Origin of the sequence: Streptomyces sp. NBC_00400 (genome assembly GCF_036048035.1) — a bacterium.
In the GTDB taxonomy this organism is placed as follows: domain Bacteria; phylum Actinomycetota; class Actinomycetes; order Streptomycetales; family Streptomycetaceae; genus Streptomyces.
In genome coordinates this window covers 5,418,915-5,443,569 of sequence record NZ_CP107940.1, presented here as the reverse complement: position 1 = coordinate 5,443,569, position 24,655 = coordinate 5,418,915, and the positions used below count along the sequence as shown (strand labels likewise).

Here is a 24,655-nt window from a genome sequence, read left to right as displayed (position 1 = left end):
GGTCCCTGTCCGGGGCACCACAACCACCACGACAGACCGCAGGTTCACCACAACACGGCGGGCTGCGCACCCCGAGGAGGGATGGGCAGCCCGTTTGGTTCGGTAGGGGCTCCATGCCCACCCGGCAAGGCGGCGAAACCTCCAGGGGCTCAGTGGAGATGTCAGGGCCCGGTGGAGACTTCAGAGTCCGGCGGAGACTTCAGGAGTCCAGGTGCGTCGGCGCGAACATCCGCAGGTGGGCCGGGAGGACGACGACCGAGGGGCCGGGGGCGGCGAGCGCCGCCGCCAGGTCCGTACGGAGCCGGTCCGGGGCCGTACGGACCGCGGGGACGCCGAATGACTCGGCCAGCGCCACGAAGTCCGGCCGGGTGAGTTCGGTGGCGGTGGGCGCGCCGAAGGCGTCGGTCATGTATTCGCGCAGGATGCCGTATCCGCCGTCGTCCACGATGAGCCAGGTCACCGGCAGGTCGTACTGCCGGGCGGTCGCCAGCTCGGCGATCGAGTACATCGCGCCGCCGTCGCCGGACACCGCCAGGACCGGCCGCGCCGGGTCGGCGACGGCCGCGCCCAGCGCCGCCGGGAAGCCGTAGCCCAGTCCGCCCGCGCCCTGGGCGGAATGCAGCGCGTTGGTGTGCCGGGGGTCGAAGGCGGACCAGGCCCAGTAGGCGAGGATCGTCATGTCCCAGCAGCTGACCGCGCCGTCGGGAAGCGCGGCCCGCACCGAGGCCAGTACCTGCTGCTCCAGGTCGAGATGCTGACCGGCGATCCGGTCGCGGACGCGGGCCAGGAGGGCGGACACGGCGGCCTCGGGGGAGGGCGCATGGCCGGACCCGGGACCGGGAGAGGGCGGACGGCCGGCCCCGGGGGCTGCCCCGGCTTCCCCGGCGGTGGACGCTTCGTCGTCCTCGGTGCGGCCGGCCTCCCCGGTCTCCCGCTCCCCCACCTCCTTGACCAGCGCGGCCAGCGCCGCCCGCGCGTCCGCGTGGATGCCCAGCGCGGCGTGGTTCGACTCCAGCTTGCCGAGGTCCGCCTCGATCTGGACGACCCGGCCGAGCGGCCGGAACGTGTGGTAGTTCGAGGAGAGTTCGCCCAGCCCCGAGCCGACGACCAGGAGGGTGTCCGCGTCCTCCAGGAAGGCCGTGGTGTAGCGGTCCTCCAGCCAGGACTGGAGGGAGAGGGGGTGCTCCCAGGGGAAGGCGCCCTTGCCGCCGAAGGTGGTGGCCACCGGTGCCCGCAACTGCTCGGCGAGCGCCAGCAGTTCCGCCTCGGCCCCGGCCCGTACGACTCCGCCGCCGGCCAGGATCACCGGCCGCCGGGCCCGGGTCAGCCGGGTCGCCGCCTCTGTGATCAGCTCGGTCCGCGGCAGCAACTCCTTCGGCCTGGCGCGGAGTCCGGCCACCGGCGGCACATCGGCCTCCGCCAGCAGCACATCCTGCGGGATCTCCAGCCACACCGGTCCGTGCGGGGTGCTCAGCGCCGACTCCCAGGCGGCGGCCACCGCCGAGGGGATCTGCGAGGCCGTACGCGCCGTGTGGACGGACTTGACCACGCCGCGGAACGAAGCGCTCTGATCGGTGAGTTCATGGAGGTAGCCATGGCGTCCGCCGCCGATCCCGGCCAGCGGCACCTGACTGCCGATGGCCAGTACGGCGGCGGAACCGGCCGCCGCCTCCTGCAGCGCGGCCAGCGTCATCAGCGCGCCCGGGCCGGTGGAGACCAGCAGCGGAGCGACCCCGTGCGTGGTCCTGGCGTACGCATCGGCGGCGAAGCCCGCGTTGTTCTCCACCCGCAGCCCCACGTAGCGCAGCGCGGAGCGGCGCAGCGCGTCGAACACCCCGAGCGCATGCTGCCCCGGCAGCCCGAAGACGGTGTCGGCGCCGAGTGCGGCCAGCGACTCGACGACCAGGTCACCGCCGTTGCGCCGGTGCTGCGCGGGCGGGGGCATGGGGGTGGGGGTGCTCATGGGGATGCGTGCTGCCTTCCTTGGCGGGGGAGCTGCGGGAGCTGCGGGAGCTGCGGGAGCTGCGGGAGCTGCGAGGGGGCGTGCGGGCGGGCCGGTGTGCGGGTCAGGCTCGCCGGGTGGCAGGGAAGGGGGCCAGTACCCGGGCCACCGCCACGGACGTGTCGCCGGCCGCGTCCTCCTCCGGATCGTCGCCCTCCGGATCGTCCCCGTCCACGGCACCGTCCGGCCGGCCGGCCAGCCGCGCCCGCCAGGCCGTCAGCACCTGTGGGTCCGTCGGCTCGGTGGCCAGGCTGACCGCCACATACGCCACGAGCGAGGCGATCAGCCCGTAGTAGATCGGCTCGTTGGCGAGGACGCCGAGCGAGACCATCAGGCCGATGACGGTCAGTCCGCCGACCGCGACCGAGGCGAGCGCGCCGGCGGCATTGCCCCGCTTCCACAGCAGTCCGCCGAGGATGGGCACCAGCAGGCCGCCGACGAGGACGTTGTAGGCGAGGGTGAGCGCTTCGACGACGTTGTTCAGCGCGATCGCGATGACGATGACCGCGAGGCCCATGAGGAGGATGAAGACGCGGTTGCCCCGCACCTCGTCGTGCGCCCCGTCGTGCGCCTCGGTCCCGCTCCCGTCCCCGGTGTGCTCCGCTCCGGGCGCCCGGCCGGCGTCGGCGGACTCCCCCGGGGCCGGCCGGCTCCGCACCGCGGCAACGCGCTTCACCCGCGCCCAGATGTCGTTGTTGGCGACCGTGGCGCAGGCGATCAGCGCGCCCGAGGACGTGGACATCACCGCGGACAGCGCTGCCGCCAGCACCAGCCCGCGCACCCCCACCGGCAGCGCGTCCTTGACGATCGTCGCGAAAGCGTCATCCGGGCTGCCCAGATGGGGGTAGAGCACCTTGGCCGCGGTGCCGATGACCGCGCCGGCCAGCGCGTAGGCCAGACAGTACGTACCGGCCGCGGTGCCGCCGAGGCGCGCCACCTTGTCGCCGCGCGCGGTGAACACCCGCTGCCAGATGTCCTGGCCGATCAGCATGCCGAAGGAGTAGATCAGGACGTAGGTGAAGACCGTCTGGCCGCCGATGCCGAGCGGGGCGAAGTAGTCGTCCGGCAGCTGCGCCTTCATCGCCGCGAAGCCGCCCGCCTTGATGACGGCGATGGGCAGCAGGAGCAGCAGCACACCGATCGTCTTGACGACGAACTGGACCATGTCGGTGAGGGTGATCGACCACATGCCGCCGAGCGTCGAGTAGGCGACGACGATGGCCCCGCCGAGGATGATCGACAGCGTGCGGTCCATGCCGAAGAGCACGTCGAAGATGGTCGCGTAGGCGATGGTCGAGGTCACCGCCAGCATCAGCGTGTAGGCCCACATCACGACGCCGGAGATGATCCCGGCGGAGCCGCCGTAGCGCAGATCCAGCATCTCGGAGACCGTGTAGACCTTCAGCCGGGCGATCCGGGCCGAGAAGAAGACGCTCAGCGCGAGCAGCCCCAGGCCGATGGTGAAGACCATCCAGGCGCCGGACAGGCCGTACCGGTAGCCGAGCCCCACGCCGCCGATGGTGGAGGCGCCGCCGAGGACGATCGCCGCCATGGTTCCCGAATACATCACGGGGCCGAGGCGGCGGCCCGCGACCAGGAAGTCGCTCTTGGATGTGGCGCGCCGCATGCCCCACCAGCCCATGGCGAGCATTCCGGCCAAATAGAGCACGATCACCGCATAGTCGACAGCCATGGGCCATCCCTTCCAACTGCGCCGGGGGGAGAGGGGTGTGGGGAGGTGAGGATGCGGGGGGTGGCGTCGAGGCGGCGGGCGCTCGGCGAGCGGGGGTCTCGTCCAAGCGCCTCGCCTCGGGGGTTGACCCTAGGAGGCGCGAAGGCAACGCTGAAGTGTAGTTTTCCTCCATTCACCACCCTCCGATGTGGATGGTTCGCACATGCCGCCGCACCGCCTCCCGCCGCCGTCCACCCCACCGGTGCCGCTGGCGGATCTCCTTGCCCGTACGGATCTGGGCCTGCGCCAGATCGCCGGCCCGCGCGAGGGCGTCGCGATCCACTGGGTGCACACCTCCGAGATGGCCGACCCGGTGCCGTACCTCCTGGGCGGCGAGATGCTGCTGACGGCGGGCATGCATCTGGCCGAGGTGACGAGGGGCACGGGCGAGGAGTCCGCCGCCGCCCTCGACGCGTACCTCGACGGTTATGCCGCCCGGACCGTCGCGGCCGGTGCCGCCGCCCTCGGCTTCGGGATCGCGCCGGTGCACGACACCGTCCCCCGCACCCTGGTGGCGGCCTGCGACCGGCACGGCCTGCCGCTCGTCGAGGTCCCGGCGGGCACCCCGTTCACCGCCGTCGAGAGCGCCGTGTGGCAGGCGGTGACACAGGCCCGGCACCGCGAGCTGACCCGGCTCAGCGAGGCACAGCGCGCGCTGGCCGCGGCCGCCGCCCGCCCCGATCCGGCAAGCGCCGTGCTGCGCGCACTGGCCCGCCATGTGCACGGCTGGACCGCGCTGTTCGCCCCGGACGGCACGGAAGGCGGCTCCGCCGGCCCCCGCCCCACCGCCTCGGTCCGCGCCGCGGCCGGCCGTCTCGCGCAGGTCGTCGGCGCGGGCGGTCCGTCCTCGGCGACCGACACCGTCCCCGGCAGCTCACTGTCCGCCTACGCCCTGACGGGACGCGCCCGGGGCAGCCGGGCGCTCGCGCTGGTGGTCGCCGCGGATCCGCACGACCCGCCCGCGCACACCATCGCGGGCGTCGCCGCCGTGCTCCTCTCACTGATCACCGGCCCGCCCACCGATCACGCTCCGGCCGCCGCGGGGCACGCGGCGGCCCTGGTCCGACTGCTCCTCGGCGCCCGTCCGGCCGAGGTCGCCCCGCTCCTCGGCTCTCCCCTCTGGACCGTCGTCCACGCCGAACGCCGCCGTGACACCAGGGAGTCGGCGGCCTCGCTGGCCGCCGCTCTGGGCACCCCGCTCGTCGCCCCGGGCTCCGGAAGCGGGCCGGCCACGGCCCCGGAAGCACACCCCGGCACCGGCCCCACGGCGGCGGCCGCGCCCGGCACCGGCCCCGAGGCGAAGGCCGCGGCCGTCACCGCCCCCGCCCTGCGCGCCCTGGTCCCCGCCGACCAGGAGATCACCGCGCACCCCGGCTGGACGCTCGGCGTCAGCGAACCCGTCCCGGTCGCGGAGCTGCCGGCCGCCGACCGGCATGCCGCCTCCGCCCTGCGCCGCGCCCGCGCGGGCCGCGCCGCTCTGGTGCGTCATCGCGCCCCTGGCCCCCACAGCATCACCTCGCTCGTGGCCCCCACGGAGGCCCAGCAGCACGCCCAAGCCCTGCTCGCCCCGCTGGCCGGCTCCCCCGCCCTCCTCTCCACCCTCCACAACTGGCTCTCCCTGCACGGAAGTTGGGACCGCACCGCGACCGCCCTCGGCATCCACCGCAACACCGTCCGCCAGCGCATCACCCGTATCGCCGGCCTCCTCGACACCGATCTGGACGACCCCGACGTCCGTATGGAGCTGTGGTTCGCCCTGCGTTCGCTCGACCGGGGCGCGGCACCGGCCTGACGGCCGGCCTCACCTCACCTCACCGGGCGGAGACCTTGTGGACGGTGGTGTCGTCCGGGTCCAGCCGCCGCCCGTCCGCGGACAGCACTTCCAGCGCGCGGAGTTGATGCCCCTCCCGGCGGTCGACCAACCGGGAGTGCGCCTCGCCGGGGGCGAAGAAGTTCTCTTCGCCCCACTGCCGCAGCGCCACGATGACGGGGAAGAGCGCCTTGCCCTTCGGCGTCAGTACGTACTCGCGGTAGGCGCTGCCGTCCGAGGCGGGGACGGATGCGAGGACACCACCGGCGACCAGGGTGCGCAGGCGCGCGGTGAGGATGTTCTTCGCCACGCCGAGGCTGCGCTGGAACTCCCCGAAGCGCCGGCTTCCGTCGAAGGCGTCCCGCACGATCAGCAGGGACCACCAGTCGCCGATCGCGTCCACCGACCGGGCGACGGGGCATTCACTGTCGTCGAAACGCGTCCTGGTCACCATGGCGCCCCTCACCCTCTCCTCCCCCCGCACAACGGTTGCAACATGCTACCAAAAGGGCCTACCGTCTCCCCGTCGTCATTGGTGGCAAGATGAAACCAGATTTACGGAGGGGTGCCGATGCCCGGCAACCGAACCGGCAACCGAACCGGCCATGGTCCTGGCAACGGCGAGGCGGTGACACGGCGCCGGCACCGACGCCGCCTTCCCCGCCCCGGGCCCCGGACCGGGGAGGGCTCCGAGTCGGGTCCGTCCGTCCTCTCCCGTGGCGTCGTCACCCTGTTCGCCGTCGCCTGCGGGGCCGCGGTGGCCAACGTGTACTTCTCCCAGCCGCTCCTGGTGACCATGGGCCATGACCTCGCCATGAGCCCGGCACTCGTCGGCAGCGTGGTCACCCTCACGCACATCGGATACGGGCTCGGGCTGTTCTTCCTCGTGCCGCTGGGCGACGTGACCGACCGCAGGCGGCTGATCGTGGCCCAGTTACTGCTCCTGGTGGCGGCGCTGGCCGTGGTGGCCGCCGCCCGCACGGCGGCGGTCCTGCTGGCGGGCATGGCGGCGACCGGGCTTCTCGCGGTCGTCACCCAGACGCTGGTGGCCTTCGCGGCCTCACTGGCCCCTCCCGCCGGGCGCGGACGGGTCGTCGGACTGGTCACCAGCGGCGTGGTCACCGGAATTCTGCTCGCCCGCACCGCGTCCGGCCTCCTGGCCGATCTCGCGGGCTGGCGCTCCGTCTACCTCGCCTCGGCGTCGCTCACCGCTCTGCTCGCCCTGGTCCTGTACCGGGTGCTGCCGCGCCACCGCGCCGCTCCGCCGGCAACCCTGCGCTACGGACAGCTCCTGCGCTCCACGCTCACCCTGTTCGCACGGGAACGGCTGCTGCGGCTCCGGGCACTGTTCGGCCTGCTGGTCTTCGCCGCCTTCAGCACGCTGTGGAGCAGCGTCGCGCTGCCGCTCAGCGAGGCCCCGTACTTCCTGCCCCACAGCGCGATCGGGGCGCTGGGGCTGATCGGTGTCGCCGGCGCCCTGGCCGCGACCGCGGCGGGCCGCCTGAACGACCGCGGACTCTCCCGGCGGACCACCGGCATCGCCCTGGCCCTGCTCGCCGCCTCGTGGCTGCCGCTGGCCTTCACCCGCAGCTCGCTCTGGGCCCTGGTGGCCGGGGTGATCCTGCTCGACCTCGCCGTGCAGGCGGTCCATGTCACCAACCAGACCCTGATCTACGCGCTGCACCCGGAAGCGGGCAGCCGGCTGATCGGCGGGTACATGGTCTTCTACTCGGCCGGCAGCGCCACCGGCGCCCTCGCCGCGACCTCCCTCTACACGGTGGCCGGCTGGGGCGCCGTCTGCGCACTGGGGGCCGCTTTCAGCTGCCTCGGGCTCGTGCTGTGGGCGTGCACGGCGGCGCCGCACTCACGCACGTGAGCAGCGCCGCCCGGCCCGCCACGGTGTCCGTGGCGGGCCGGGCGGCATCGGCCGATGCCGGGGACGGCGGGGCCGCGGCACCGCCTCCTGCCCCTGGTGCCTCTACTGCCCCTGCCGCCCCGCCGCGATCTGCCGCGACATGATCGTCGTCAGCTCGTACGCCGTGTGGGAGGCGGCCACGCAGGTGATCTCCGCGTGGTCGTACGCCGGGGCGACCTCGACGACGTCCGCCGAGACCAGGTTGCAGGAGGACAGCCCGCGCACGATCTCCAGCAGCTCGCGGGAGGTGAGCCCGCCGGCCTCGGGGGTGCCGGTGCCGGGCGCGTGCGCCGGGTCCAGCACGTCGATGTCGATGGAGATGTACAGCGGACGGTCACCGATGCGCTGGCGCAGCTGGTCGGCGACCTCGTCCACCCCGCGCCGCATGACATCCGCCGACGTGACGATGCCGAAGCCCATCTTCTCGTCCTCGTCGAGGTCCTTCTTGCCGTAGAGCGGACCGCGGGTGCCGACGTGGGAGAGCGCGGAGGTGTCGAGGATGCCCTCCTCGACGGCGCGGCGGAACGGGGTGCCGTGGGTGTACTCGGCGCCGAAGTAGGTGTCCCAGGTGTCCAGGTGGGCGTCGAAGTGCAGCAGCGCGACCGGGCCGTGCTTCTTGGCGACCGAGCGGAGGAGCGGGAGGGCGATGGTGTGGTCGCCGCCGAGGGTCATCATGCGGGCGCCGGAGGCCAGCAGGTCGTCGGCCGCGGCCTCGACCGTCTCCACCGCCTCGTTGATGTTGAAGGGGTTGGCGGCGATGTCACCGGCGTCGGCGACCTGCGCCAGCGCGAAGGGGGACGCGTCCTGGGCCGGGTTGTAGGGGCGCAGGAGGCGGGACGCCTCGCGGATGGCGTTGCCGCCGAAGCGGGCCCCGGGGCGGTAGGAGACACCGGTGTCGAAGGGGACACCGACGACGGCCACATCGGCCCGGCCGCCGACCTCGTCGAGGCGGGGCAGCCGGGCGAAGGTCGCGGGCCCGGCGTAACGCGGAATACGGGAGGAGTCGACGGGGCCCACGGGCCCGTTGGATGCGCTGGCTGCGGTGGTCATGAGCCGAGAGTAGGGAGGACCGGGCGCAAGGCCCATGGACATTTGCGGAGACAGGGCCGGGGGCGTTGGACGTTTTGGCCAGGGAGCCCTCGGGGCGGGCGGTGGCCAGGGCGTTCCCCGGGATCCGCACCACTGTCCGCACCCCGGTGCCACCGCTCCGGCATCCGCCCTCCGGTGTCCGGGCTGCGGAACTCCGCCGCCCCTGAACAGGGGTACGGGCACAATGGGCGCTATGCCGATAGCCTCCGCAGCCGCCGCCCCCGCCCGCGCCGAACTCGTCGACCATCTCGTACGGACCCGGATCGCCGGTGACGTCGCCACTCCCCGCGAGAACAACCTCTCCCACTACCGCAGACTCGCCAACGGCGAGCGCCACTACTGGTTCGGCCTGGAGTTCGGCGACCGCTGGACGGACGAGCAGGATGTGCTGGCCGTGATGGCGGAGCGCTGCGGCGTGGTCGACGACCCGCACCACCGGCAGGGGCAGGACACCATCGACCCCGAGCTGACCGTGGACGCGCTGGACCGGGCGGCCGCGGTGCTGCGCAAGGCGGCGGCCGGCGGGCAGCGGGTGCTGTTCGCGACCGGCCACCCGGGCGGGCTGCTCGATGTGCACCGCGCGACGGCCGAGGCGCTGCGCGCGGCGGGCTGCGAGATCGTCGTCATCCCGGACGGGCTGCGGGCGGATGACGGCATGGTCTTCCAGTTCGGCGACGTGGCGATGCTGGAGCGCGGCGCGACGCTGTGGCACACCCACTCCCCCGAGCCGATGGCCGCGATCCTCGACGGCCTGGAGCGCGACGGACGGCCGCTGCCGGACCTGGTGATGGCCGACCACGGCTGGGCGGGCTGCGCCGGCCAGCGCGGCATCGACGCGGTGGGCTTCGCGGACTCCAACGACCCGGCCCTGTTCCTCGCCGAGTCCGAGGGCACCGTCCAGGTGACAATCCCCCTGGACGACCACGTCCTGAGCCCCCGCCACTACGACCCGCTGACGGCTTATCTGCTGGATGCGGCGGGGCTGGGCTGAAAGCCTCCCGGCCGGCGGGCGGCACAGGTGGACGTGCCACCCGCCCCGGAGGACCGCCGTACACGGACGGGGCCGGTTCCGTTCGTCACACGGCCCAGGAGTCGGCCGGGTCGTCCAGCCACGCCCACTGCCCCTCCGCGGTGATGGTGAGACCGAACCGGGTGTGGTCCGGCTGCCCCCGGCCGACCCACCAACGGTGGGCCGCCTCCACTTCGTCCCACAGGCGACGCGGGCCCGACTGGTAGACCATGGCGTCCGGTTCGCCACTGCGGAACACGACGGCGGCCCAAGACCGGCTCGTCAGATCGAAGAACCACGCCTTCGCGGTCCCCTCGTCCGACCTGTTGATGACATGGGCGCAGTCGGGCACACACAGCCCCATGACGAACCGTGCGGGCTCGTAGCGGTCCCCCAGGTCCGTCAAAGTGACCGCCGTACCGGAGACGTCGGCGTCGCCCGGGAATTCCGGAACGTGCTCACTGAACCGGTTCCAGTCCAAGCGCTGATCCCGCAGCTTCATGAACTCGACCATGCGCAGGAACGGGCCTGACGCGGAGCCGTCCTCCCGCACGGTCAACCGGACAAGTGCGTCCTGGTCGCTGTAGTGGGTGCCCCAGGGGGCAAGGATGACCCCGCCCGGCCGTGACTGCTCCAACCAGCGCGGCGGAACGGCTCGTACCCCTGCCGTGACGATCACCCGGTCATAGGGCGCCCCGTCCGGCCACCCGCCCCCACCGTCCCCGTGGACTGTCTCGGGGTGGAGCCCGGCGCGCAGCAGCGCTCCCCGGGCTTGATCGGCGACCGCCTCGTCGATCTCGACGCTGACCACGTTCCCGCTGCCCAGCCGGTGAGCGAGGAGTCCGGCGTTCCACCCCGTGCCGGTGCCGACTTCGAGCACCCGCATACCCTCGCTCACGTCCAGGTCGCGCAGCATCGCAGCCACAACTGACGGCATGCTCGCCGAACTGGTCGGCACGGACCCGGGCTCGCTGCCCGTGTGCCGTCCATCGTCCCACTGGGTGACGAGCGGGACGTTCGCGTACGCGGCGCGCTCCCACCCTGCAGGGTCGTTGCTCCGGGAGACGGACACACTTCGGCCGGTCGCCATGTCGTGCGCCCAGACGAGATCCGGCAGGAACAGCGCTCGTGGAACGGCTCTGAACGTCTCCGCCCAATCCGGGGTCAGGGCCCCCGTTTCGAGGAGGGACCGCGCCAGCTCGTCACTGGCGCGGCGCCCCTGCCGAGAGTTGAGGCTCACTTGCGGTGCGTCCCGTCGCCGGGCGGCATGTCACCGTCGGGGGGAGGCGGTGGAGGAGGCGTCCAGGGCTGGCCAGGGTGCCCGTCCCCGCCGTCTCCGCCGCCTTGCTGCCCGCCATCGGCAGCGGTGATGATCTGCATGCGCATCCCGTGCTCCTCTCCTTCATCCAGTTGGTGGTTCCTGTACTTGCTACCCACCTGGACCGCTCAGGCTCTCCAGAGCTTGTGTCCGGGGCTGCGCCCCGCCCCGGCCGGGTCCACCCAGTCCAGAGGCGGGAGTTTGGGCTGTCAGCCTCCGTCTGTGGCGAGCGTCGTGCCGCCGACGAGAAGCAGTCGGTTGCCGCTCCTCAGCGGCTCAGCCGTGCACCTCTGCTCTCCGCGACGCGATGCACGTCGCGTAGGGCCGCACTCAACTGTGACCCAAGAAAACGGAGTTGCGGATTCGTCGCCTTGTCGTCCCCGAGCATGTCGGCTGCGTGATCGAGCAGCGCGTCCGCCATCTGTAGCTGCATGTCCTCCATACGGTCCGCGACACGGGAGAAGCCGCTCTCACCCCTGCCGTCACTCAGGAGCACGCATGTCTTCCCGTCAGGACTCGTCCACGGCAGCAGGCGCGTGGTCCGTGACTCGTTCATCGGGCCGCCGCCTCCGCCCTGCCCGCAGGACGAGGACCGGTACCCGGAGCCGGAGCTTCTGACAACAGTCCATGTTGTACGTGGAGTTGATACCGGTTCGCATGCCGTCGTTCGTACGCCACCAGGTACGGGCGCACCATGACGGTGTCCTCACCCCGCACCATCGGCACTCGCACCAGACGCGACCGTACGGGCGGCCGGTCCCTACGCTGCGGCGTGGATCGGTGCGGGTACGCGCCTTCCGACCGATGACGCCCCGGCGCCGGCACTAACAGCCGCAGCAGCAACTCGAAGATCCTGGCGATACCGTTTGGCATGTCGACCTGCTTTCCTCAGGTTGGCCATGCCCCCGGGCCGTCCCAACACGGTCGCGGGGGTCTTCTGACCCTCTCAGCCTGCCGACCGCGGAAGGCCGGAACTATCAGTCATCGCTGATAGCTCCGGCCAAGGGCTCTCAGAACGTCACATACGGAGCCATGAGCCATAGTTGCTGAAGGTGTCGGGCATCCTGCGCCTGGCCGAGTCCAGACCGGCGTACGTCTCCCGCACGGTGGGGTGGTATCGCGTCTGTTGCGGGGCGACCTTGCGGGCCTTCAGCAGGCTCTTGAATGCCGCATCCGTGCGTCCCGCCCACATCAGAGCCCGCGCTACCTCGGCATGGTGGTGTGCCAGCCGGGACGGCGGCCACCCGTCCGGAATCGTGACCTCTTGTGCGGACCGCACGGCCTCGGGGTAGAGGTCCAGCTCTGCGAGCACGCTGACCCGGTGCACACCGACGTTGGCAGGCCCGAACGACAGCCAGTGGACCTCCTCCGCAGGACCGGTCCGCTCCGCGATCCGCTGAGCTTCACCGAGGTGCCCCTCTGCAGTGTCCCCGTCCTTGTCGCGACCCGCCAGAACGGCGGCTCCCAGGTGCAGCTGTCCCGTTACCGCGTCAAGCACCCGCCCGGGAACAGCCTGCTCCAACTCCGTCATGCCGAGCCGGACCAACCGCTTCCCGGTGCGATAGTCGCCCGCCCGCAGATAGGACACACCCCGCATGTACTGACGCACTCCGCTGAGCACCGCATCCGAGGCACGCTCGGCCGCCCAGCCCATCCGGTCAAGTGCCACCATGCCCAGGTCGACGAAACCCAGTTTCGCTGTCACGTCATACGCGGTGCGGTACGTGCTCGCCAGCAGCCGCCAGTTGCTGTCCGTGGGATTCAGGTGCGTCGTCGTGGTGGCCTCGTGGATCAATCCGGGAAGCTCGGCAGCAACCTGTTTGATGTTCGTCGCTCGCACCATGGCGCACAGCCGATCGTCATGTGCCGCCAACTCCTCCACCGTGCGCGGGGATACCTCCGGGTCGGGGCCGAGGTCGTAGATGTTGAGCGCCTCGCGAATGGGGTTGATCAGGCCGTCCAGCTGGTCCTGGCGGAGTTCTTCAAGGTAGGGCTGGCCCGTCAGTTCCGTCACCGGCACCGAGAGGGAACGGGCCAACGCCCCGAGCACCGAAGGGCTTGCGGGCAGGACTCCCTGCTCTACTTTGGTCAACGTGCTGTACGAGACGTGTGCAAGGTCGGCCAGCTCGCGTTGGGTCAGGCGTCGGACCTTGCGTGTGTGCGCGATGCGTGCGCCCGTGTGGTCGTCGTACAGCGAAGGCATACCGCTCTCCCGTCCTGTCCTCGCAGCCATGTGGAACGGTACCGGCGCGGGCGGACAGGTGAGCGCTCTCCGCTCCCGATCCACCGGCTTCATGGCAGAAGGCTGTGGTGGGATGGCGTGATGAATCGTCCCGTGCTTTACCTGTTCGGTTCCGCAGCCCCGCCCGTCCAGCAGTTTGCCGAAGTGGCACGCAGCGCCCGCACAGCTGGATTCGATGTGTGCATCGGTTTGACACCCACAGCGGCCCGGTGGCTCGGCGGGGAGATACCGCTACTGGAAGAGCTGACGGGGCACCCGGTCCGGTCCGAGTACAAACAACCGGCCGACCCTGATGTGTGGCCACCGGCCAACGTCATCGTGTTCGCACCGGTCACCTTCAATTCCCTCAACGCCTGGGCGCTTGGATTGACGCACCACTTCGTGGTCGGGGTGGTTGCCGAGGGCATCGGCAAGGGCATTCCCACGGTGGCGATGCCCTGCGTGAACACCGCATATGTGCACCATCCCCAGTTCGACCGGTCAGTGGCGACACTGCGCGGCGCGGGTGTGTCGGTGTTGTACGGGCCCGGCGGCTTCGAACCCAACGAGCCGGGCAAAGGGCGACCAGAAGGTTATCCGTGGCAACTGGCGCTGACTGAAGCGACACGAGTCGTCCGCATCACCCCGTAACGTCTCAACGCTCAAGGGAACAGGTCGCGACGACTGTGGGGTCGTCAGTCTCCCGCTGCCCTGCGCCCCATGAACGTGCCGCGTCCCCGGGTGGCGGCCCCGAGGACATGCCCCCGGAGCATCACCCCTCCGCCGACCCCCGCGGCACCCGGATAACCCCCTCCTGGATCACCGACACCGCCAGCTGCCCGTCCGCCGTGAAGATCCGGCCCTTGCCCAGGCCGCGGCCGCCCTGGGCCGTCGGGGACTCCTGGTCGTAGAGGAGCCAGTCGTCGGCGCGGAGCGGGCGGTGGAACCACATCGCGTGGTCCAGGCTGGCGCCGACCACGTCGCCGACCGCCCAGCCGCCGCGGCCGTGCGCGAGCAGGACCGAGTCCAGCAGGGTCATGTCGGAGACGTAGGTGACCAGGCAGATGTCCAGCAGGGGGCGGGTGACGGTGTCGCTGCAGTCGGCGCCGTCGGCGAGGGCCTTGTCCAGGTCGCCGTTGGTGCGGAACCAGACCTGGGAGCGGGGCTCGCGCACCTCGCCGACGGTGGCGTAGGGCGGCTCGTCGACGTAGCGCAGGTCGATCGCTGCCCGGGCCTCCAGCAGGCGGTCGGCGACGGCCGGGGCGAGGAACCGTCCGGCGTGCTGCGGCAGGATCTCGGCCGGGCTCGGCAGGGTCAGCGGGTCCGGTGCCGGCGGCATCGGCTCCTGGTGTTCCAGACCCTCCTCGTGGACCTGGAAGGAGGCCGAGAGGTGGAAGATCGGCTGGCCGTACTGGACGGCGACGACCCGCCGGGTGGTGAAGGACCGGCCGTCGCGGATCCGGTCGACGGTGTAGACGATGGGCGCGCCGGGGTCGCCGGGGCGCAGGAAGTACGCGTGCAGGGAGTGCGGCGGCCGGTCCTCGGGGACCGTGCGGCCGGCCGCGACCAGGGCCTGGGCGGCGACCTGGCCGCCGAAGACCCGGGGCACGACCGAGGCGCGGCTCTCGCCGCGGAAGATGTCCTGCTCGATCCGCTCCAGGGCGAGCAGATCGAGCAGGGACCTCAGTGCGTCGTTCACGTGCACGGTGCCCTGACGGCCTAGAGGCCCATGGACTTGGCGATGATGGTCTTCATGACCTCGCTGGTGCCGCCGTAGATCCGGTTGACGCGGTTGTCGGCGTAGAGGCGGGCGATCGGGTACTCGTTCATGTAGCCGTACCCGCCGTGCAGCTGGAGGCACTTGTCGATCACGCGGTGTGCGACCTCGGTGCAGAACAGCTTGGCGCTCGCGGCCTCGGCCGGGGACAGCTCGCCCGCGTCCAGGGCCTCCAGGGTGCGGTCGGCGACGGCCTGCGCGGCGTCCACCTCGGCCTGGCAGGCGGCCAGCTCGAACTTGGTGTTCTGGAAGGAGGCGACGGTCTTGCCGAAGATCGTGCGCTCCTGCACGTACTCCTTGGCGAACCGGACGGCCGCCGCGGCCTGTGCGTACGCGCCGAAGGCGATGCCCCAGCGCTCGGAGGCGAGGTTCAGGCCCAGGTAGGAGAAGCCCTTGTTCTCCTCGCCGAGCAGGTCCTCGACCGGGACCTTGACGTCGACGAAGGCGAGCTCCGCGGTGTCGGAGACCTTCAGGCCGAGCTTGTCCAGCTTGCGGCCGACGGAGTAGCCCTCGCTCTTGGTGTCGACGGCGAAGAGCGAGATGCCGAAGCGGCGGTCGTCCTCCTTGGGCGCGGCGGTACGGGCGCAGACGATCACGCGGTCGGCGTGCACGCCGCCGGTGATGAAGGTCTTGGCGCCGTTGAGCACGTAGTGCGTGCCGTCCTCGGAGAGCTTCGCGGTGGTCTTCATGCCCGCGAGGTCGGAGCCGGTGCCCGGCTCGGTCATCGCGAGGGCCCACATCTCCTCACCGGAGACGAACTTCGGCAGGAAGCGCTTCTTCTGCTCGTCGGTGGCGAGCATCTTGAGGTACGGCAGGCCGAGCAGCACATGCACGCCGGAGCCGCCGAAGGAGACACCCGCGCGGGCGGTCTCCTCGTACATCACGGCCTCGAACTTGTACGAGTCGATGCCCGCGCCGCCGAACTCCTCGTCCACGCGGATGCCGAATATGCCCAGCTCGGCGAGCTTGTAGTAGAAGTCGCGCGGCGCCTGGCCCGCGGCGAACCACTCGTCGTACACCGGCACGACCTCGGCCTCGATGAAGGCCCGCAGGGTCTCCCGGAACGCCTCGTGATCCTCGTTGAACACCGTACGGCGCATGCCATGGCCTCCTTAGACCGCCGCGTCTGGCTAAGCGCTTGCTCAGCTTCTCTGCAGCGAAAGCTACCGGCCAGTCACTAAGGCTGTCCAGGGGTGAACGGAACCGGTGGGCGACGCCACACTCCGGCCCCGTACACGCCACGACCCCGCCCCCGTACGCGCCACGCCCCGGCGCTGCACGCGCCACACCCCCGCCCCGTACGCACTACGCCCCCGGCACACCCACCGCGACCGACTCCCCCGGCGCCGGCTCCCCGCCCTCCGGCTCCCCGGCCGCCGCACCGAACGCCCCCAGCGCCAGCCGGTGCAGCAGCTCCGCCATCTCCGTACGGCCCGGGAGGGCGCCCGGCCGGCCGAGGTGCGGGGTGGAGTTGAGCAGGCCGAAGACGGCGTGCACCGCGGCGCGGGCCCGGGACTCGGAGGGGAGGGCGTGAACCCGGCGGACGACCTCCACCCACAGCTCCACGTACTCCCGCTGGAGCCGGCGGACCCGCTTGCGGTCGGCCTCCCGCAGCCGGTCCAGCTCACGGTCGTGCAGGGTGATCAGCGGCCGGTCGTCCAGCGCGAAGTCGATATGGCCCTCGATCAGCGCGTCCAGCACCGCTTCCGGGCTCTCGCCGCCCTCGGCCACCCGCATCCGGCCGCCCTCCAGCAGCCGCTCGCTGATGCCGACCAGCAGCTCGGCGAGCATCGCGTCCTTGCCGGCGAAGTGCCGGTAGAGGCCGGGTCCCGAGATGCCCACGGCCGCCCCTATCTCGTCCACGCCGACGCCGTGGAAGCCGCGCTCCGCGAAGAGCCGGGCCGCCTCCTTGAGGATCTGCTCGCGGCGGCTGGTCGGGGCGGAGGACTGCGCATTACTCATGCCGTCGATTGTAGACAGCCGGGTTAGTGGTCGTTAACCTGAAGAGAGATGTGGTTAACGCCCATTAACCCGGATGGCCCGGCAGCCGCGGACCGCGGCACCGGGAGCGTCGACCGAGCAAGGGGGCTCATACTGATGGAGCAGGCACCGGTGCTGGGGAGTACCGCCGATCCGGCGTCCGACTCCTGGCGTGCCAACGAGGCCGCGCACCGCGAGCTGGCCGCCGAGCTGCGCGAAAAGCTCGCGTCGGCCCGGCTGGGCGGCGGCGAGAAGGCCAGGGCGCGGCACACCGCGCGCGGCAAGCTGCTGCCCCGCGACCGGGTGGACGCCCTGCTGGACCCCGGCTCGCCGTTCCTGGAGCTGGCACCGCTGGCCGCGGAGGGGATGTACGGCGGGGCCGCGCCGGCCGCGGGTGTGATCGCCGGCATCGGCCGGGTCTCCGGCCGCGAGACGGTGATCGTCGCCAATGACGCCACGGTCAAGGGCGGCACGTACTACCCGATGACGGTCAAGAAGCATCTGCGGGCGCAGGAGATCGCCCTGGAGAACCGTCTGCCCTGTCTCTACCTCGTGGACTCCGGCGGTGCCTTCCTGCCGATGCAGGACGAGGTCTTCCCCGACCGGGAGCACTTCGGGCGGATCTTCTACAACCAGGCGCGGATGTCGGGTGCGGGGATTCCGCAGATCGCCGCGGTCCTGGGGTCCTGCACGGCGGGCGGCGCCTACGTCCCCGCGATGAGCGACGAGGCCGTGATCGTCCGCAACCAGGGCACGATCTTCCTGGGCGGTCCGCCGCTGGTGAAGGCCGCCACCGGCGAGGTGGTCACCGCCGAGGAGCTGGGCGGCGGCGAGGTGCACGCCAAGACCTCCGGGGTCACCGACCATCTCGCCGAGGACGACGCCCATGCGCTGCGCCTGGTGCGCAGCATCGTCGGCACCCTCGGCGAGCGCGCACCGCTCCCGTGGTCCGTGCGGACGGTCGAGGAGCCCAAGGCCGATCCGGCCGGGCTGTACGGCGCGGTGCCCGCGGACTCCCGTACGCCCTATGACGTCCGGGAGGTGATCGCCCGGCTGGTGGACGGCTCGCGCTTCGCCGAGTTCAAGGCGGAGTACGGCACGACGCTGGTCACCGGCTTCGCCCATCTCCACGGCCACCCGGTCGGCATCGTCGCCAACAACGGCATCCTGTTCTCCGAATCCGCCCAGAAGGGCGCCCACTTCATCGAGCTGTGCGACCAGCGCGGCATCCCGCTGCTGTTCCTGCAGAACATCTCCGGCTTCATGGTGGGGCGTTCGTACGAGGCCGGCGGCATCGCCAAGCACGGCGCGAAGATGGTGACGGCGGTGGCCTGCACCCGCGTGCCGAAGCTGACGGTCGTCATCGGCGGCTCCTACGGGGCGGGCAACTACTCCATGTGCGGCCGGGCCTACTCCCCGCGCTTCCTGTGGATGTGGCCGAACGCCAAGATCTCGGTGATGGGCGGCGAGCAGGCCGCCTCCGTCCTCGCCACCGTCAAGCGCGACCAGCTGGAGGCGCACGGCGAACAGTGGAGCGCCGAGGAGGAGGCCGCCTTCAAGGCGCCGGTCCGCGAGCAGTACGAGACCCAGGGCAACGCCTTTTACGCGACCGCGCGGCTGTGGGACGACGGCGTGATCGACCCGCTGGAGACCCGGCAGGTGCTGGGGCTGGCGCTGACCGCCTGCGCCAACGCCCCACTGCCCGAGAAGGACCGCACCGCGCCCGGCTACGGCGTCTTCCGGATGTGAGAGGGATGTCCCCAGCAATGGCCACCAATTTCGACACCGTGCTGATCGCCAACCGCGGCGAGATCGCGGTCCGTGTCATCCGTACGCTGCGCGCCCTCGGCATCCGCTCGGTCGCGGTCTTCAGCGACGCGGACGCCGACGCCCGCCATGTCCGCGAGGCCGACACCGCCGTACGCATCGGCCCGGCCCCGGCCGCCGAGAGCTATCTGTCCGTGGAACGGCTGCTGGACGCGGCCGCCCGGACGGGCGCGCAGGCCGTCCACCCGGGCTACGGCTTCCTCGCCGAGAACGCCGCCTTCGCCCGCGCCTGCGCGGACGCCGGGCTGGTCTTCATCGGCCCGTCCGCCGACGCCATCGAGCTGATGGGCGACAAGATCCGGGCCAAGGAGACGGTGCGGGAGGCCGGCGTCCCGGTCGTGCCCGGCTCCTCGGGCAGCGGGCTGGACGACGGCCAACTGGCCGCGGCGGCCCGGGAGATCGGCATGCCGGTGCTGCTCAAGCCGTCCGCGGGCGGCGGCGGCAAGGGCATGCGGCTGGTCCGCGAGGAGGCGCTGCTGGCCGACGAGATCGCGTCCGCGCGCCGCGAGGCCCGCTCCTCCTTCGGCGACGACACCCTTCTCGTCGAGCGCTGGATCGACCGGCCCCGGCACATCGAGATCCAGGTGCTGGCGGACGGCCACGGCAACGTCATCCACCTCGGCGAGCGCGAGTGCTCCCTCCAGCGCCGCCACCAGAAGGTCGTCGAGGAGGCCCCCTCGGTCCTGCTGGACGAGGCGACCCGCGCCGCGATGGGCGAGGCGGCCGTCCAGGCGGCCCGCTCCTGCGGCTACCGCGGCGCCGGCACCGTCGAGTTCATCGTCCCGGGCAAGGACCCGGCCTCCTACTACTTCATGGAGATGAACACCCGCCTCCAGGTCGAGCACCCGGTCACCGAGCTGGTCACCGGCCTCGACCTGGTCGAGTGGCAGCTGCGGGTCGCGGCCGGCGAGCACCTGCGCCACGCCCAGGAGGACATCACCCTCACCGGGCACGCCATCGAGGCCCGGATCTGCGCCGAGGACCCGGCCCGCGACTTCCTGCCGACCGGCGGCACGGTGCTGGCGCTGCACGAGGTGCAGGGCGACGGGCTGCGCACGGACTCCGGCCTGTCCCAGGGCGTGGAGGTCGGCAGCCGCTACGACCCGATGCTGTCCAAGGTCATCGCCCACGGCCCGGACCGGGCGAGTGCGCTGCGCCGGCTGCGGGCCGCGCTGGCGGAGACCGTCACCCTCGGGGTCACCACCAACGCCGGTTTCCTGCGGCGGCTGCTGGCCCATCCGGACGTGGTCTCCGGCGAGCTGGACACCGGGCTGGTGGAGCGCGAGGCGGCCGGGCTGGTCGACGGCGCGGTGCCGGACGAGGTGTACGCGGCGGCCGCGGCGGTGCGGCAGGCCGCCCTGGAGCCTGCGGTGGACGGGGGCGGCTGGCGCGACCCGTTCGCCGCCCCCAACGGCTTCCGCCTCGGCGGTGAGCCCGCCCCGGTCCGCCACTGGCTGCGCGTCCCCGGCCACGACCCGGTCGCCCACGACGTACGGCCCGGCGGCCCGTCCGGGCAGGTCACACCGGACCGCGTCCGGGTCACCGTCGACGGGGTGCTGCACACCTTCCACCGCAGCGGCGACTGGCTCGGCCGGGACGGCGACTCCTGGCAGGTGACCTCGTACGACCCGGTGGCCGCGGCGCTGCGCGGCGCCGCCGGGGCCCACGGCGCGGACACCCTGGCCGCCCCGATGCCGGGCACCGTCACCGTCGTCAAGGTGGCCGTCGGCGATGAGGTGGCCGCGGGCCAGGGCCTGCTGGTGGTCGAGGCGATGAAGATGGAGCACGTCATCTCCGCGCCGCACGCCGGCACCGTCACCGAACTGGACGTCACCGCGGGCAGCACCGTCGCCATGGACCAGATCCTGGCCGTGATCACCCCGTACGAGGACCCCGGCCGGGCCGACGCACCCGCGGCGGCGCCCGGGGACGAGCAGGGGAGCACCCGATGACCGCACCCGGACTGCCGATGGAGGTCACCGCGGAGGGGCTGCCCACCCGCGTACGGATCCATGAGGTCGGCGCGCGCGACGGCCTGCAGAACGAGCGGACCGTGGTGCCCACGGAGATCAAGGCGGAGTTCATCCGCCGGCTCGCCGACGCGGGCCTGCCCACCGTCGAGGCCACCAGCTTCGTCCACCCCAAGTGGGTGCCCCAGCTCGCCGACGCCGAGCAGCTGTTCCCGCAGCTGGACGGCATCGATCCGCACCGGCTGCCCGTACTGGTGCCCAACGAACGCGGTCTGGACCGTGCGCTGGCCCTGGGCGCCCGCCGGATCGCGGTGTTCGGCAGCGCCACCGAGTCCTTCGCCAAGGCCAACCTCAACCGCACGGTCGACGAGGCGCTGGCGATGTTCGCACCGGTCGTCGCTCGTGCCAAGGACGCCAAGGTGCAGGTCCGCGGCTACCTCTCGATGTGCTTCGGCGACCCCTGGGAGGGCCCGGTGCCCGTCGCGCAGACCGTCCGGGTCTGCCGGGCGCTGCTCGACCTGGGCTGCGACGAGCTGAGCCTGGGCGACACCATCGGCGTGGCCACCCCGGGTCATGTGCAGACCCTGCTGGCCTCCCTCAACGAGGCCGGCGTGGCCACCTCCCGTATCGGCGTGCACTTCCACGACACCTACGGGCAGGCCCTCGCCAACACCTTCGCCGCGCTGCAGCACGGCGTCACCACCGTCGACGCCTCGGCGGGCGGCCTCGGCGGCTGCCCCTACGCCAAGAGCGCCACCGGCAACCTCGCCACCGAAGACCTGGTGTGGATGCTGCACGGCCTCGGCATCGAGACCGGGGTCGACCTGGACCGACTGGCCGCCACCAGCGTGTGGATGGCGGACGTCCTGGGACGGCCGAGCCCCTCCCGCACCCTTCGCGCCCTCTCCCACAAGGAGTGACCCTCATGTCCCTGGACCACCGTCTGTCCGCCGAGCTGGAAGAACTCCGGCGCACCGTCGAGGCGTTCGCGCACGACGTCGTCGCCCCGAAGATCGGCGAGTACTACGAGCAGCATGCGTTCCCGTACGAGATCGTGCGGGAGATGGGCCGGATGGGCCTGTTCGGCCTGCCGTTCCCCGAGGAGTACGGCGGGATGGGCGGCGACTACCTCGCGCTCGGCATCGCCCTGGAGGAGCTGGCCCGGGTCGACTCCTCGGTGGCCATCACCCTGGAGGCCGGCGTCTCGCTGGGCGCCATGCCCCTCTACCGCTTCGGCACGGAGGAGCAGAAGCGCGAGTGGCTGCCCAAGCTGTGCAGCGGTGAGGTGCTGGGCGCCTTCGGCCTCACCGAGCCGGACGGCGGCTCGGACGCCGGCGCGACCCGCACCACCGCCGTACGCGACGGCGACAGCTGGGTGATCAACGGCAGCAAGTGCTTCATCACCAACTCCGGTACGGACATCACCGGCCTGGTCACGGTCACCGCGGTCACCGGCCGCAAGGACAATGGCGCCCCGCTGATCTCCTCGATCATCGTCCCGTCCGGCACCCCCGGCTTCACGGTCGGCGCCCCGTACTCCAAGGTCGGCTGGAGCGCTTCGGACACCCGCGAGCTGTCCTTCTCCGACGTCCGCGTCCCGGCCGCCAACCTGCTGGGTGAGGAGGGCCGGGGCTACGCCCAGTTCCTGCGGATCCTCGACGAGGGCCGGATCGCCATCGCGGCGCTCGCCACCGGCCTCGCCCAGGGCTGTGTGGACGAGTCGGTGCGCTACGCCAAGGAGCGGCAGGCCTTCGGCCGCGCGATCGGCACCAACCAGGCCATCCAGTTCAAGCTCGCCGACATGGAGATGCGCGCCCACACCTCCCGGCTGGCCTGGCGCGATGCCGCGTCCCGGCTGGTGCACGGCGAGCCCTTCAAGAAGGAGGCCGCACTCGCCAAGCTCTACTCCTCCGAGATCGCGGTCGACAACGCCCGTGAGGCCACCCAGATCCACGGCGGGTACGGCTTCATGAACGAGTACCCGGTCGCCCGGATGTGGCGCGACGCCAAGATCCTGGAGATCGGCGAGGGCACCAGCGAGGTCCAGCGGATGCTGATCGCCCGGGAGCTCGGCCTGAGCGCCTGATCGGGCGCCCTACGGCCCTGCAGCCGGTCCTGCGGCCGGTCCTGCAGCCGCGGCCCTACGGCCGGCCCTGCGCGGCGGGGCCGGCCGTAGGCGTGCGAGAAGGGTGCCGTTCCTCCCCCGCTCACCCGCTCACTTCGCGGGCCACGGCACCTCCGGCGCACGGTAATAACCGATGCCCAGCGCGTCCCAGCGCGGCCCCTGGGCGGCCAGCCGCACCTTGTAGTCGTCCCAGTCATGCGTGGACGCCGGCGACCAGCCCAGCTCGGCGATGCCCGGCAGCCGGGGGAAGGCCATGTAATCGAGGTGCGCGGAGGTGGACAGGGTCTCGGTCCACAGGGGCGCCTCGACGCCGAGGACGGACTGCGCGGGAGCGTCCTTGAGGTAGCTGCCGGGGTCCCAGTCGTAGGAGCGTCTGGTGTCGACGTAACCGGCCCAGGCCAGGCCCAGCGGCGTGTTCTTGTCGTACTTCATGTCGAGGTAGGCGCGGTCGGCGGGCGAGAGGATCAGCCGGGTGCCGTTCCTGGCGGCGTCGGCGACCTGCTGGCGCTCGGCCGCGCCCGTCTTGTCGTAGCCCCAGTACTGGGCGACGGCGCCCTTCGCCGGGTGCGCTCCGGTCAGCTGGTGCCAGCCGATCGCGGTCTTGCCGTACTTGGCGACCACCGGCTGCACCTTGTCCATGAAGGTCACGTAGTCCGCATGGCTGGTGGAGTGCGCCTCGTCGCCGCCGATGTGGAGGTAGCGGCCGGGAGTCATGGCGGCGAGCTCGCGCAGGACATCGTCCACGAAGTCGTACGTCTCCTTCTTGGGGACGCACAGCGAGCTGAAGCCGACCTGGGTGCCGGTGTAGAGCGGCGGCGCCTGGCCGTTGCAGTTGAGCGGGGCGTAGGAGGCCAGCGCGGCGTTGGTGTGGCCCGGCATGTCGATCTCGGGGACGACGGTCAGATAGCGGGCCGCGGCATAGCGGATGATCTCGCGGTAGTCGTCCTTGGTGTAGTAGCCGCCGGGGCCGCCGCCGACCTGGGTGGAGCCGCCGTAGGTCGCCAGCCGCGGCCAGGACGTGAGGGCGATCCGCCAGCCCTGGTCGTCGGAGAGGTGCAGATGCAGCTTGTTGATCTTGTACATGGCGAGCTGGTCGATATACCGCTTGACCTGCGCGACCGTGAAGAAGTGCCGGGAGACGTCGAGCATCGCACCGCGGTAGGCGTAGCGCGGGGAGTCGGCGATGGTGCCCCCGGCGATCCGCCAGGTCCCGCGCCGGGCACCTTCCCGCTCCACGTCGGCCGGCAGCAGCTGCCGGAGCGTCTGCACGCCGTGGAAGAGGCCGGCCGGGCGGGCGGCGCTGATCGTGACCGCACGGGCGCCCGAGGTGAGCCGGTAGCCCTCGGCCCCCAGCCCCTTGGTGCCGCTGCCGCCGAGCCGGAGGACGATGCCGTCCCGGCCGTCCTTGGTGGTCACCGGCAGGCCGAAGCCGGTGGCGGGCCGCAGCAGCCCCGCCAGATAGCCGGCCACCCTCCTGGCCTCGCCGGAGCCGCCGGGCACACGGATCCGGGTGCGGTCACCGAGGGTGTACGCGTCCCCGGTGCTGTGCACGGACGCGGGCGCGGGGATCACCTGGTCCAGCGGTGTGGCGGCCGGGGCGGCGGCGTGCGCGGCGCCCGGTGGCGGTACGGCGGCGGTTCCCAGCCCCGCCGCCGCGACCAGCAGCAGCGAGAACAGCAGTCTGCGTCGTCTCATCGACGGTCCCTTCGGCGAACCTTGTGCATGACGTCGTGCATGGCATGGAGCGACCGAACGGTGACCATGCGTACCGTGAGCCTCGATTCCGGTCAAGGTGTAGACCACTTTCCGGCCGCCGATTCAGTGACGTGCCCGATATCGGGCAGATTTCTTGCGTATCCGCGCGGCGCCCCGCAATATCG

At 71.9% G+C, this 24,655-nt stretch carries 20 protein-coding genes; 8 read left to right on the top strand and 12 right to left on the bottom strand.

Annotation, left to right across the window (positions count from 1 at the left end; genetic code table 11):
• Positions 1-199 precede the first annotated feature (199 nt).
• The gene (locus tag OHS81_RS23885) at positions 200-1,963 is read right to left on the bottom strand and encodes a thiamine pyrophosphate-binding protein (protein ID WP_328386708.1); all 1,764 of its coding nucleotides are present in this window, start codon (positions 1,961-1,963) and stop codon (positions 200-202) included.
• 103 nt (positions 1,964-2,066) lie between these two features.
• Complete coding sequence (locus tag OHS81_RS23880) at positions 2,067-3,695, bottom strand: sodium:solute symporter (protein WP_328386706.1); 1,629 nt, start codon at positions 3,693-3,695, stop codon at positions 2,067-2,069.
• A gap of 202 nt (positions 3,696-3,897) precedes the next feature.
• Between OHS81_RS23880 and OHS81_RS23875 the strand changes: the two genes are divergently transcribed.
• Positions 3,898-5,526, top strand: coding sequence for a PucR family transcriptional regulator (locus tag OHS81_RS23875; RefSeq protein WP_328386705.1), 1,629 nt, complete (start codon positions 3,898-3,900; stop codon positions 5,524-5,526).
• Positions 5,527-5,545: 19 nt separating this feature from the next.
• Here the strand turns inward: OHS81_RS23875 and OHS81_RS23870 are convergent, their stop codons facing one another.
• The gene (locus tag OHS81_RS23870; protein WP_328386704.1) at positions 5,546-5,998 is read right to left on the bottom strand and encodes a winged helix-turn-helix transcriptional regulator; all 453 of its coding nucleotides are present in this window, start codon (positions 5,996-5,998) and stop codon (positions 5,546-5,548) included.
• A gap of 117 nt (positions 5,999-6,115) precedes the next feature.
• On the opposite strand from OHS81_RS23870, the gene OHS81_RS23865 reads away from it, so the two are divergent.
• Positions 6,116-7,420 (top strand): MFS transporter, encoded by a 1,305-nt coding sequence (locus OHS81_RS23865; RefSeq protein WP_328386703.1) that lies wholly within the window; start codon positions 6,116-6,118, stop codon positions 7,418-7,420.
• A gap of 102 nt (positions 7,421-7,522) precedes the next feature.
• Here the strand turns inward: OHS81_RS23865 and speB are convergent, their stop codons facing one another.
• Entirely contained in the window at positions 7,523-8,509 is a 987-nt protein-coding gene (gene speB, locus OHS81_RS23860) for an agmatinase (protein ID WP_328386702.1), read from the bottom strand.
• A 232-nt stretch (positions 8,510-8,741) separates the two neighbouring features.
• Between speB and OHS81_RS23855 the strand changes: the two genes are divergently transcribed.
• Positions 8,742-9,539 carry a phosphatase gene (locus OHS81_RS23855; RefSeq protein WP_328386701.1) on the top strand — a complete coding sequence of 266 codons (798 nt, stop codon included), beginning with the start codon at positions 8,742-8,744 and terminating at the stop codon, positions 9,537-9,539.
• Positions 9,540-9,624: 85 nt separating this feature from the next.
• Here the strand turns inward: OHS81_RS23855 and OHS81_RS23850 are convergent, their stop codons facing one another.
• From OHS81_RS23850 to OHS81_RS23835, 4 genes are all read right to left on the bottom strand, one after another.
• The gene (locus OHS81_RS23850) at positions 9,625-10,797 is read right to left on the bottom strand and encodes a methyltransferase domain-containing protein (protein ID WP_328386700.1); all 1,173 of its coding nucleotides are present in this window, start codon (positions 10,795-10,797) and stop codon (positions 9,625-9,627) included.
• Complete coding sequence (locus OHS81_RS23845; protein ID WP_328386699.1) at positions 10,794-10,943, bottom strand: hypothetical protein; 150 nt, start codon at positions 10,941-10,943, stop codon at positions 10,794-10,796. The genes OHS81_RS23850 and OHS81_RS23845 overlap by 4 nt, the downstream gene beginning before the upstream one ends.
• Before the next feature lie 200 nt (positions 10,944-11,143).
• Entirely contained in the window at positions 11,144-11,308 is a 165-nt protein-coding gene (locus OHS81_RS23840; protein ID WP_328386698.1) for a hypothetical protein, read from the bottom strand.
• Positions 11,309-11,893: 585 nt separating this feature from the next.
• Positions 11,894-13,078: a helix-turn-helix domain-containing protein gene (locus OHS81_RS23835; protein ID WP_328386697.1), complete on the bottom strand. Its 1,185-nt coding sequence runs from the start codon at positions 13,076-13,078 to the stop codon at positions 11,894-11,896.
• 120 nt (positions 13,079-13,198) lie between these two features.
• Between OHS81_RS23835 and OHS81_RS23830 the strand changes: the two genes are divergently transcribed.
• Entirely contained in the window at positions 13,199-13,747 is a 549-nt protein-coding gene (locus OHS81_RS23830) for a flavoprotein (protein WP_328386696.1), read from the top strand.
• A 121-nt stretch (positions 13,748-13,868) separates the two neighbouring features.
• Here the strand turns inward: OHS81_RS23830 and OHS81_RS23825 are convergent, their stop codons facing one another.
• The 3 genes from OHS81_RS23825 to OHS81_RS23815 form a co-directional block, all read right to left on the bottom strand.
• A complete protein-coding gene (locus OHS81_RS23825; protein ID WP_328386695.1) occupies positions 13,869-14,795 on the bottom strand; it encodes an acyl-CoA thioesterase in 927 nt (308 codons plus the stop codon).
• Between the two features lie 20 nt (positions 14,796-14,815).
• Entirely contained in the window at positions 14,816-15,973 is a 1,158-nt protein-coding gene (locus tag OHS81_RS23820; RefSeq protein WP_328386694.1) for an acyl-CoA dehydrogenase family protein, read from the bottom strand.
• Positions 15,974-16,178: 205 nt separating this feature from the next.
• Positions 16,179-16,835, bottom strand: coding sequence for an SACE_7040 family transcriptional regulator (locus OHS81_RS23815; protein ID WP_328386693.1), 657 nt, complete (start codon positions 16,833-16,835; stop codon positions 16,179-16,181).
• Between the two features lie 135 nt (positions 16,836-16,970).
• Here OHS81_RS23815 and OHS81_RS23810 point away from each other — a divergent pair, with 135 nt between their 5' ends.
• From OHS81_RS23810 to OHS81_RS23795, 4 genes are read left to right on the top strand one after another with little or no spacing between them, the layout of a single operon-like run.
• Entirely contained in the window at positions 16,971-18,602 is a 1,632-nt protein-coding gene (locus OHS81_RS23810) for a carboxyl transferase domain-containing protein (RefSeq protein ID WP_328386692.1), read from the top strand.
• A 17-nt stretch (positions 18,603-18,619) separates the two neighbouring features.
• Positions 18,620-20,632, top strand: a complete 2,013-nt coding sequence (locus tag OHS81_RS23805; RefSeq protein WP_328386691.1) for an acetyl-CoA carboxylase biotin carboxylase subunit — start codon at positions 18,620-18,622, stop codon at positions 20,630-20,632.
• Entirely contained in the window at positions 20,629-21,570 is a 942-nt protein-coding gene (locus OHS81_RS23800) for a hydroxymethylglutaryl-CoA lyase (protein WP_328386690.1), read from the top strand. Before OHS81_RS23805 ends, OHS81_RS23800 begins: the two co-directional genes overlap by 4 nt.
• Before the next feature lie 5 nt (positions 21,571-21,575).
• A complete protein-coding gene (locus OHS81_RS23795; protein ID WP_328386689.1) occupies positions 21,576-22,736 on the top strand; it encodes an acyl-CoA dehydrogenase family protein in 1,161 nt (386 codons plus the stop codon).
• A 129-nt stretch (positions 22,737-22,865) separates the two neighbouring features.
• Here OHS81_RS23795 and OHS81_RS23790 read toward each other — a convergent pair whose 3' ends face one another.
• Positions 22,866-24,470: a beta-N-acetylhexosaminidase gene (locus OHS81_RS23790; RefSeq protein WP_328386688.1), complete on the bottom strand. Its 1,605-nt coding sequence runs from the start codon at positions 24,468-24,470 to the stop codon at positions 22,866-22,868.
• Positions 24,471-24,655: the final 185 nt, after the last annotated feature.

What these genes read in the sequence shown, in the direction of transcription:
- OHS81_RS23885 (WP_328386708.1), bottom strand. Translation starts at nt 1,963, where the DNA reads ATGAGCACCCCCACCCCCATGCCCCCGCCCGCGCAGCACCGGCGCAAC.
- OHS81_RS23880 (WP_328386706.1), bottom strand. Translation starts at nt 3,695, where the DNA reads ATGGCTGTCGACTATGCGGTGATCGTGCTCTATTTGGCCGGAATGCTC.
- OHS81_RS23875 (WP_328386705.1), top strand. Translation starts at nt 3,898, where the DNA reads ATGCCGCCGCACCGCCTCCCGCCGCCGTCCACCCCACCGGTGCCGCTG.
- OHS81_RS23870 (WP_328386704.1), bottom strand. Translation starts at nt 5,998, where the DNA reads ATGGTGACCAGGACGCGTTTCGACGACAGTGAATGCCCCGTCGCCCGG.
- OHS81_RS23865 (WP_328386703.1), top strand. Translation starts at nt 6,116, where the DNA reads ATGCCCGGCAACCGAACCGGCAACCGAACCGGCCATGGTCCTGGCAAC.
- speB (WP_328386702.1), bottom strand. Translation starts at nt 8,509, where the DNA reads ATGACCACCGCAGCCAGCGCATCCAACGGGCCCGTGGGCCCCGTCGAC.
- OHS81_RS23855 (WP_328386701.1), top strand. Translation starts at nt 8,742, where the DNA reads ATGCCGATAGCCTCCGCAGCCGCCGCCCCCGCCCGCGCCGAACTCGTC.
- OHS81_RS23845 (WP_328386699.1), bottom strand. Translation starts at nt 10,943, where the DNA reads ATGCGCATGCAGATCATCACCGCTGCCGATGGCGGGCAGCAAGGCGGC.
- OHS81_RS23840 (WP_328386698.1), bottom strand. Translation starts at nt 11,308, where the DNA reads ATGCAGCTACAGATGGCGGACGCGCTGCTCGATCACGCAGCCGACATG.
- OHS81_RS23835 (WP_328386697.1), bottom strand. Translation starts at nt 13,078, where the DNA reads ATGCCTTCGCTGTACGACGACCACACGGGCGCACGCATCGCGCACACA.
- OHS81_RS23830 (WP_328386696.1), top strand. Translation starts at nt 13,199, where the DNA reads ATGAATCGTCCCGTGCTTTACCTGTTCGGTTCCGCAGCCCCGCCCGTC.
- OHS81_RS23820 (WP_328386694.1), bottom strand. Translation starts at nt 15,973, where the DNA reads ATGCGCCGTACGGTGTTCAACGAGGATCACGAGGCGTTCCGGGAGACC.
- OHS81_RS23815 (WP_328386693.1), bottom strand. Translation starts at nt 16,835, where the DNA reads ATGAGTAATGCGCAGTCCTCCGCCCCGACCAGCCGCCGCGAGCAGATC.
- OHS81_RS23810 (WP_328386692.1), top strand. Translation starts at nt 16,971, where the DNA reads ATGGAGCAGGCACCGGTGCTGGGGAGTACCGCCGATCCGGCGTCCGAC.
- OHS81_RS23805 (WP_328386691.1), top strand. Translation starts at nt 18,620, where the DNA reads ATGGCCACCAATTTCGACACCGTGCTGATCGCCAACCGCGGCGAGATC.
- OHS81_RS23800 (WP_328386690.1), top strand. Translation starts at nt 20,629, where the DNA reads ATGACCGCACCCGGACTGCCGATGGAGGTCACCGCGGAGGGGCTGCCC.
- OHS81_RS23795 (WP_328386689.1), top strand. Translation starts at nt 21,576, where the DNA reads ATGTCCCTGGACCACCGTCTGTCCGCCGAGCTGGAAGAACTCCGGCGC.
- OHS81_RS23790 (WP_328386688.1), bottom strand. Translation starts at nt 24,470, where the DNA reads ATGAGACGACGCAGACTGCTGTTCTCGCTGCTGCTGGTCGCGGCGGCG.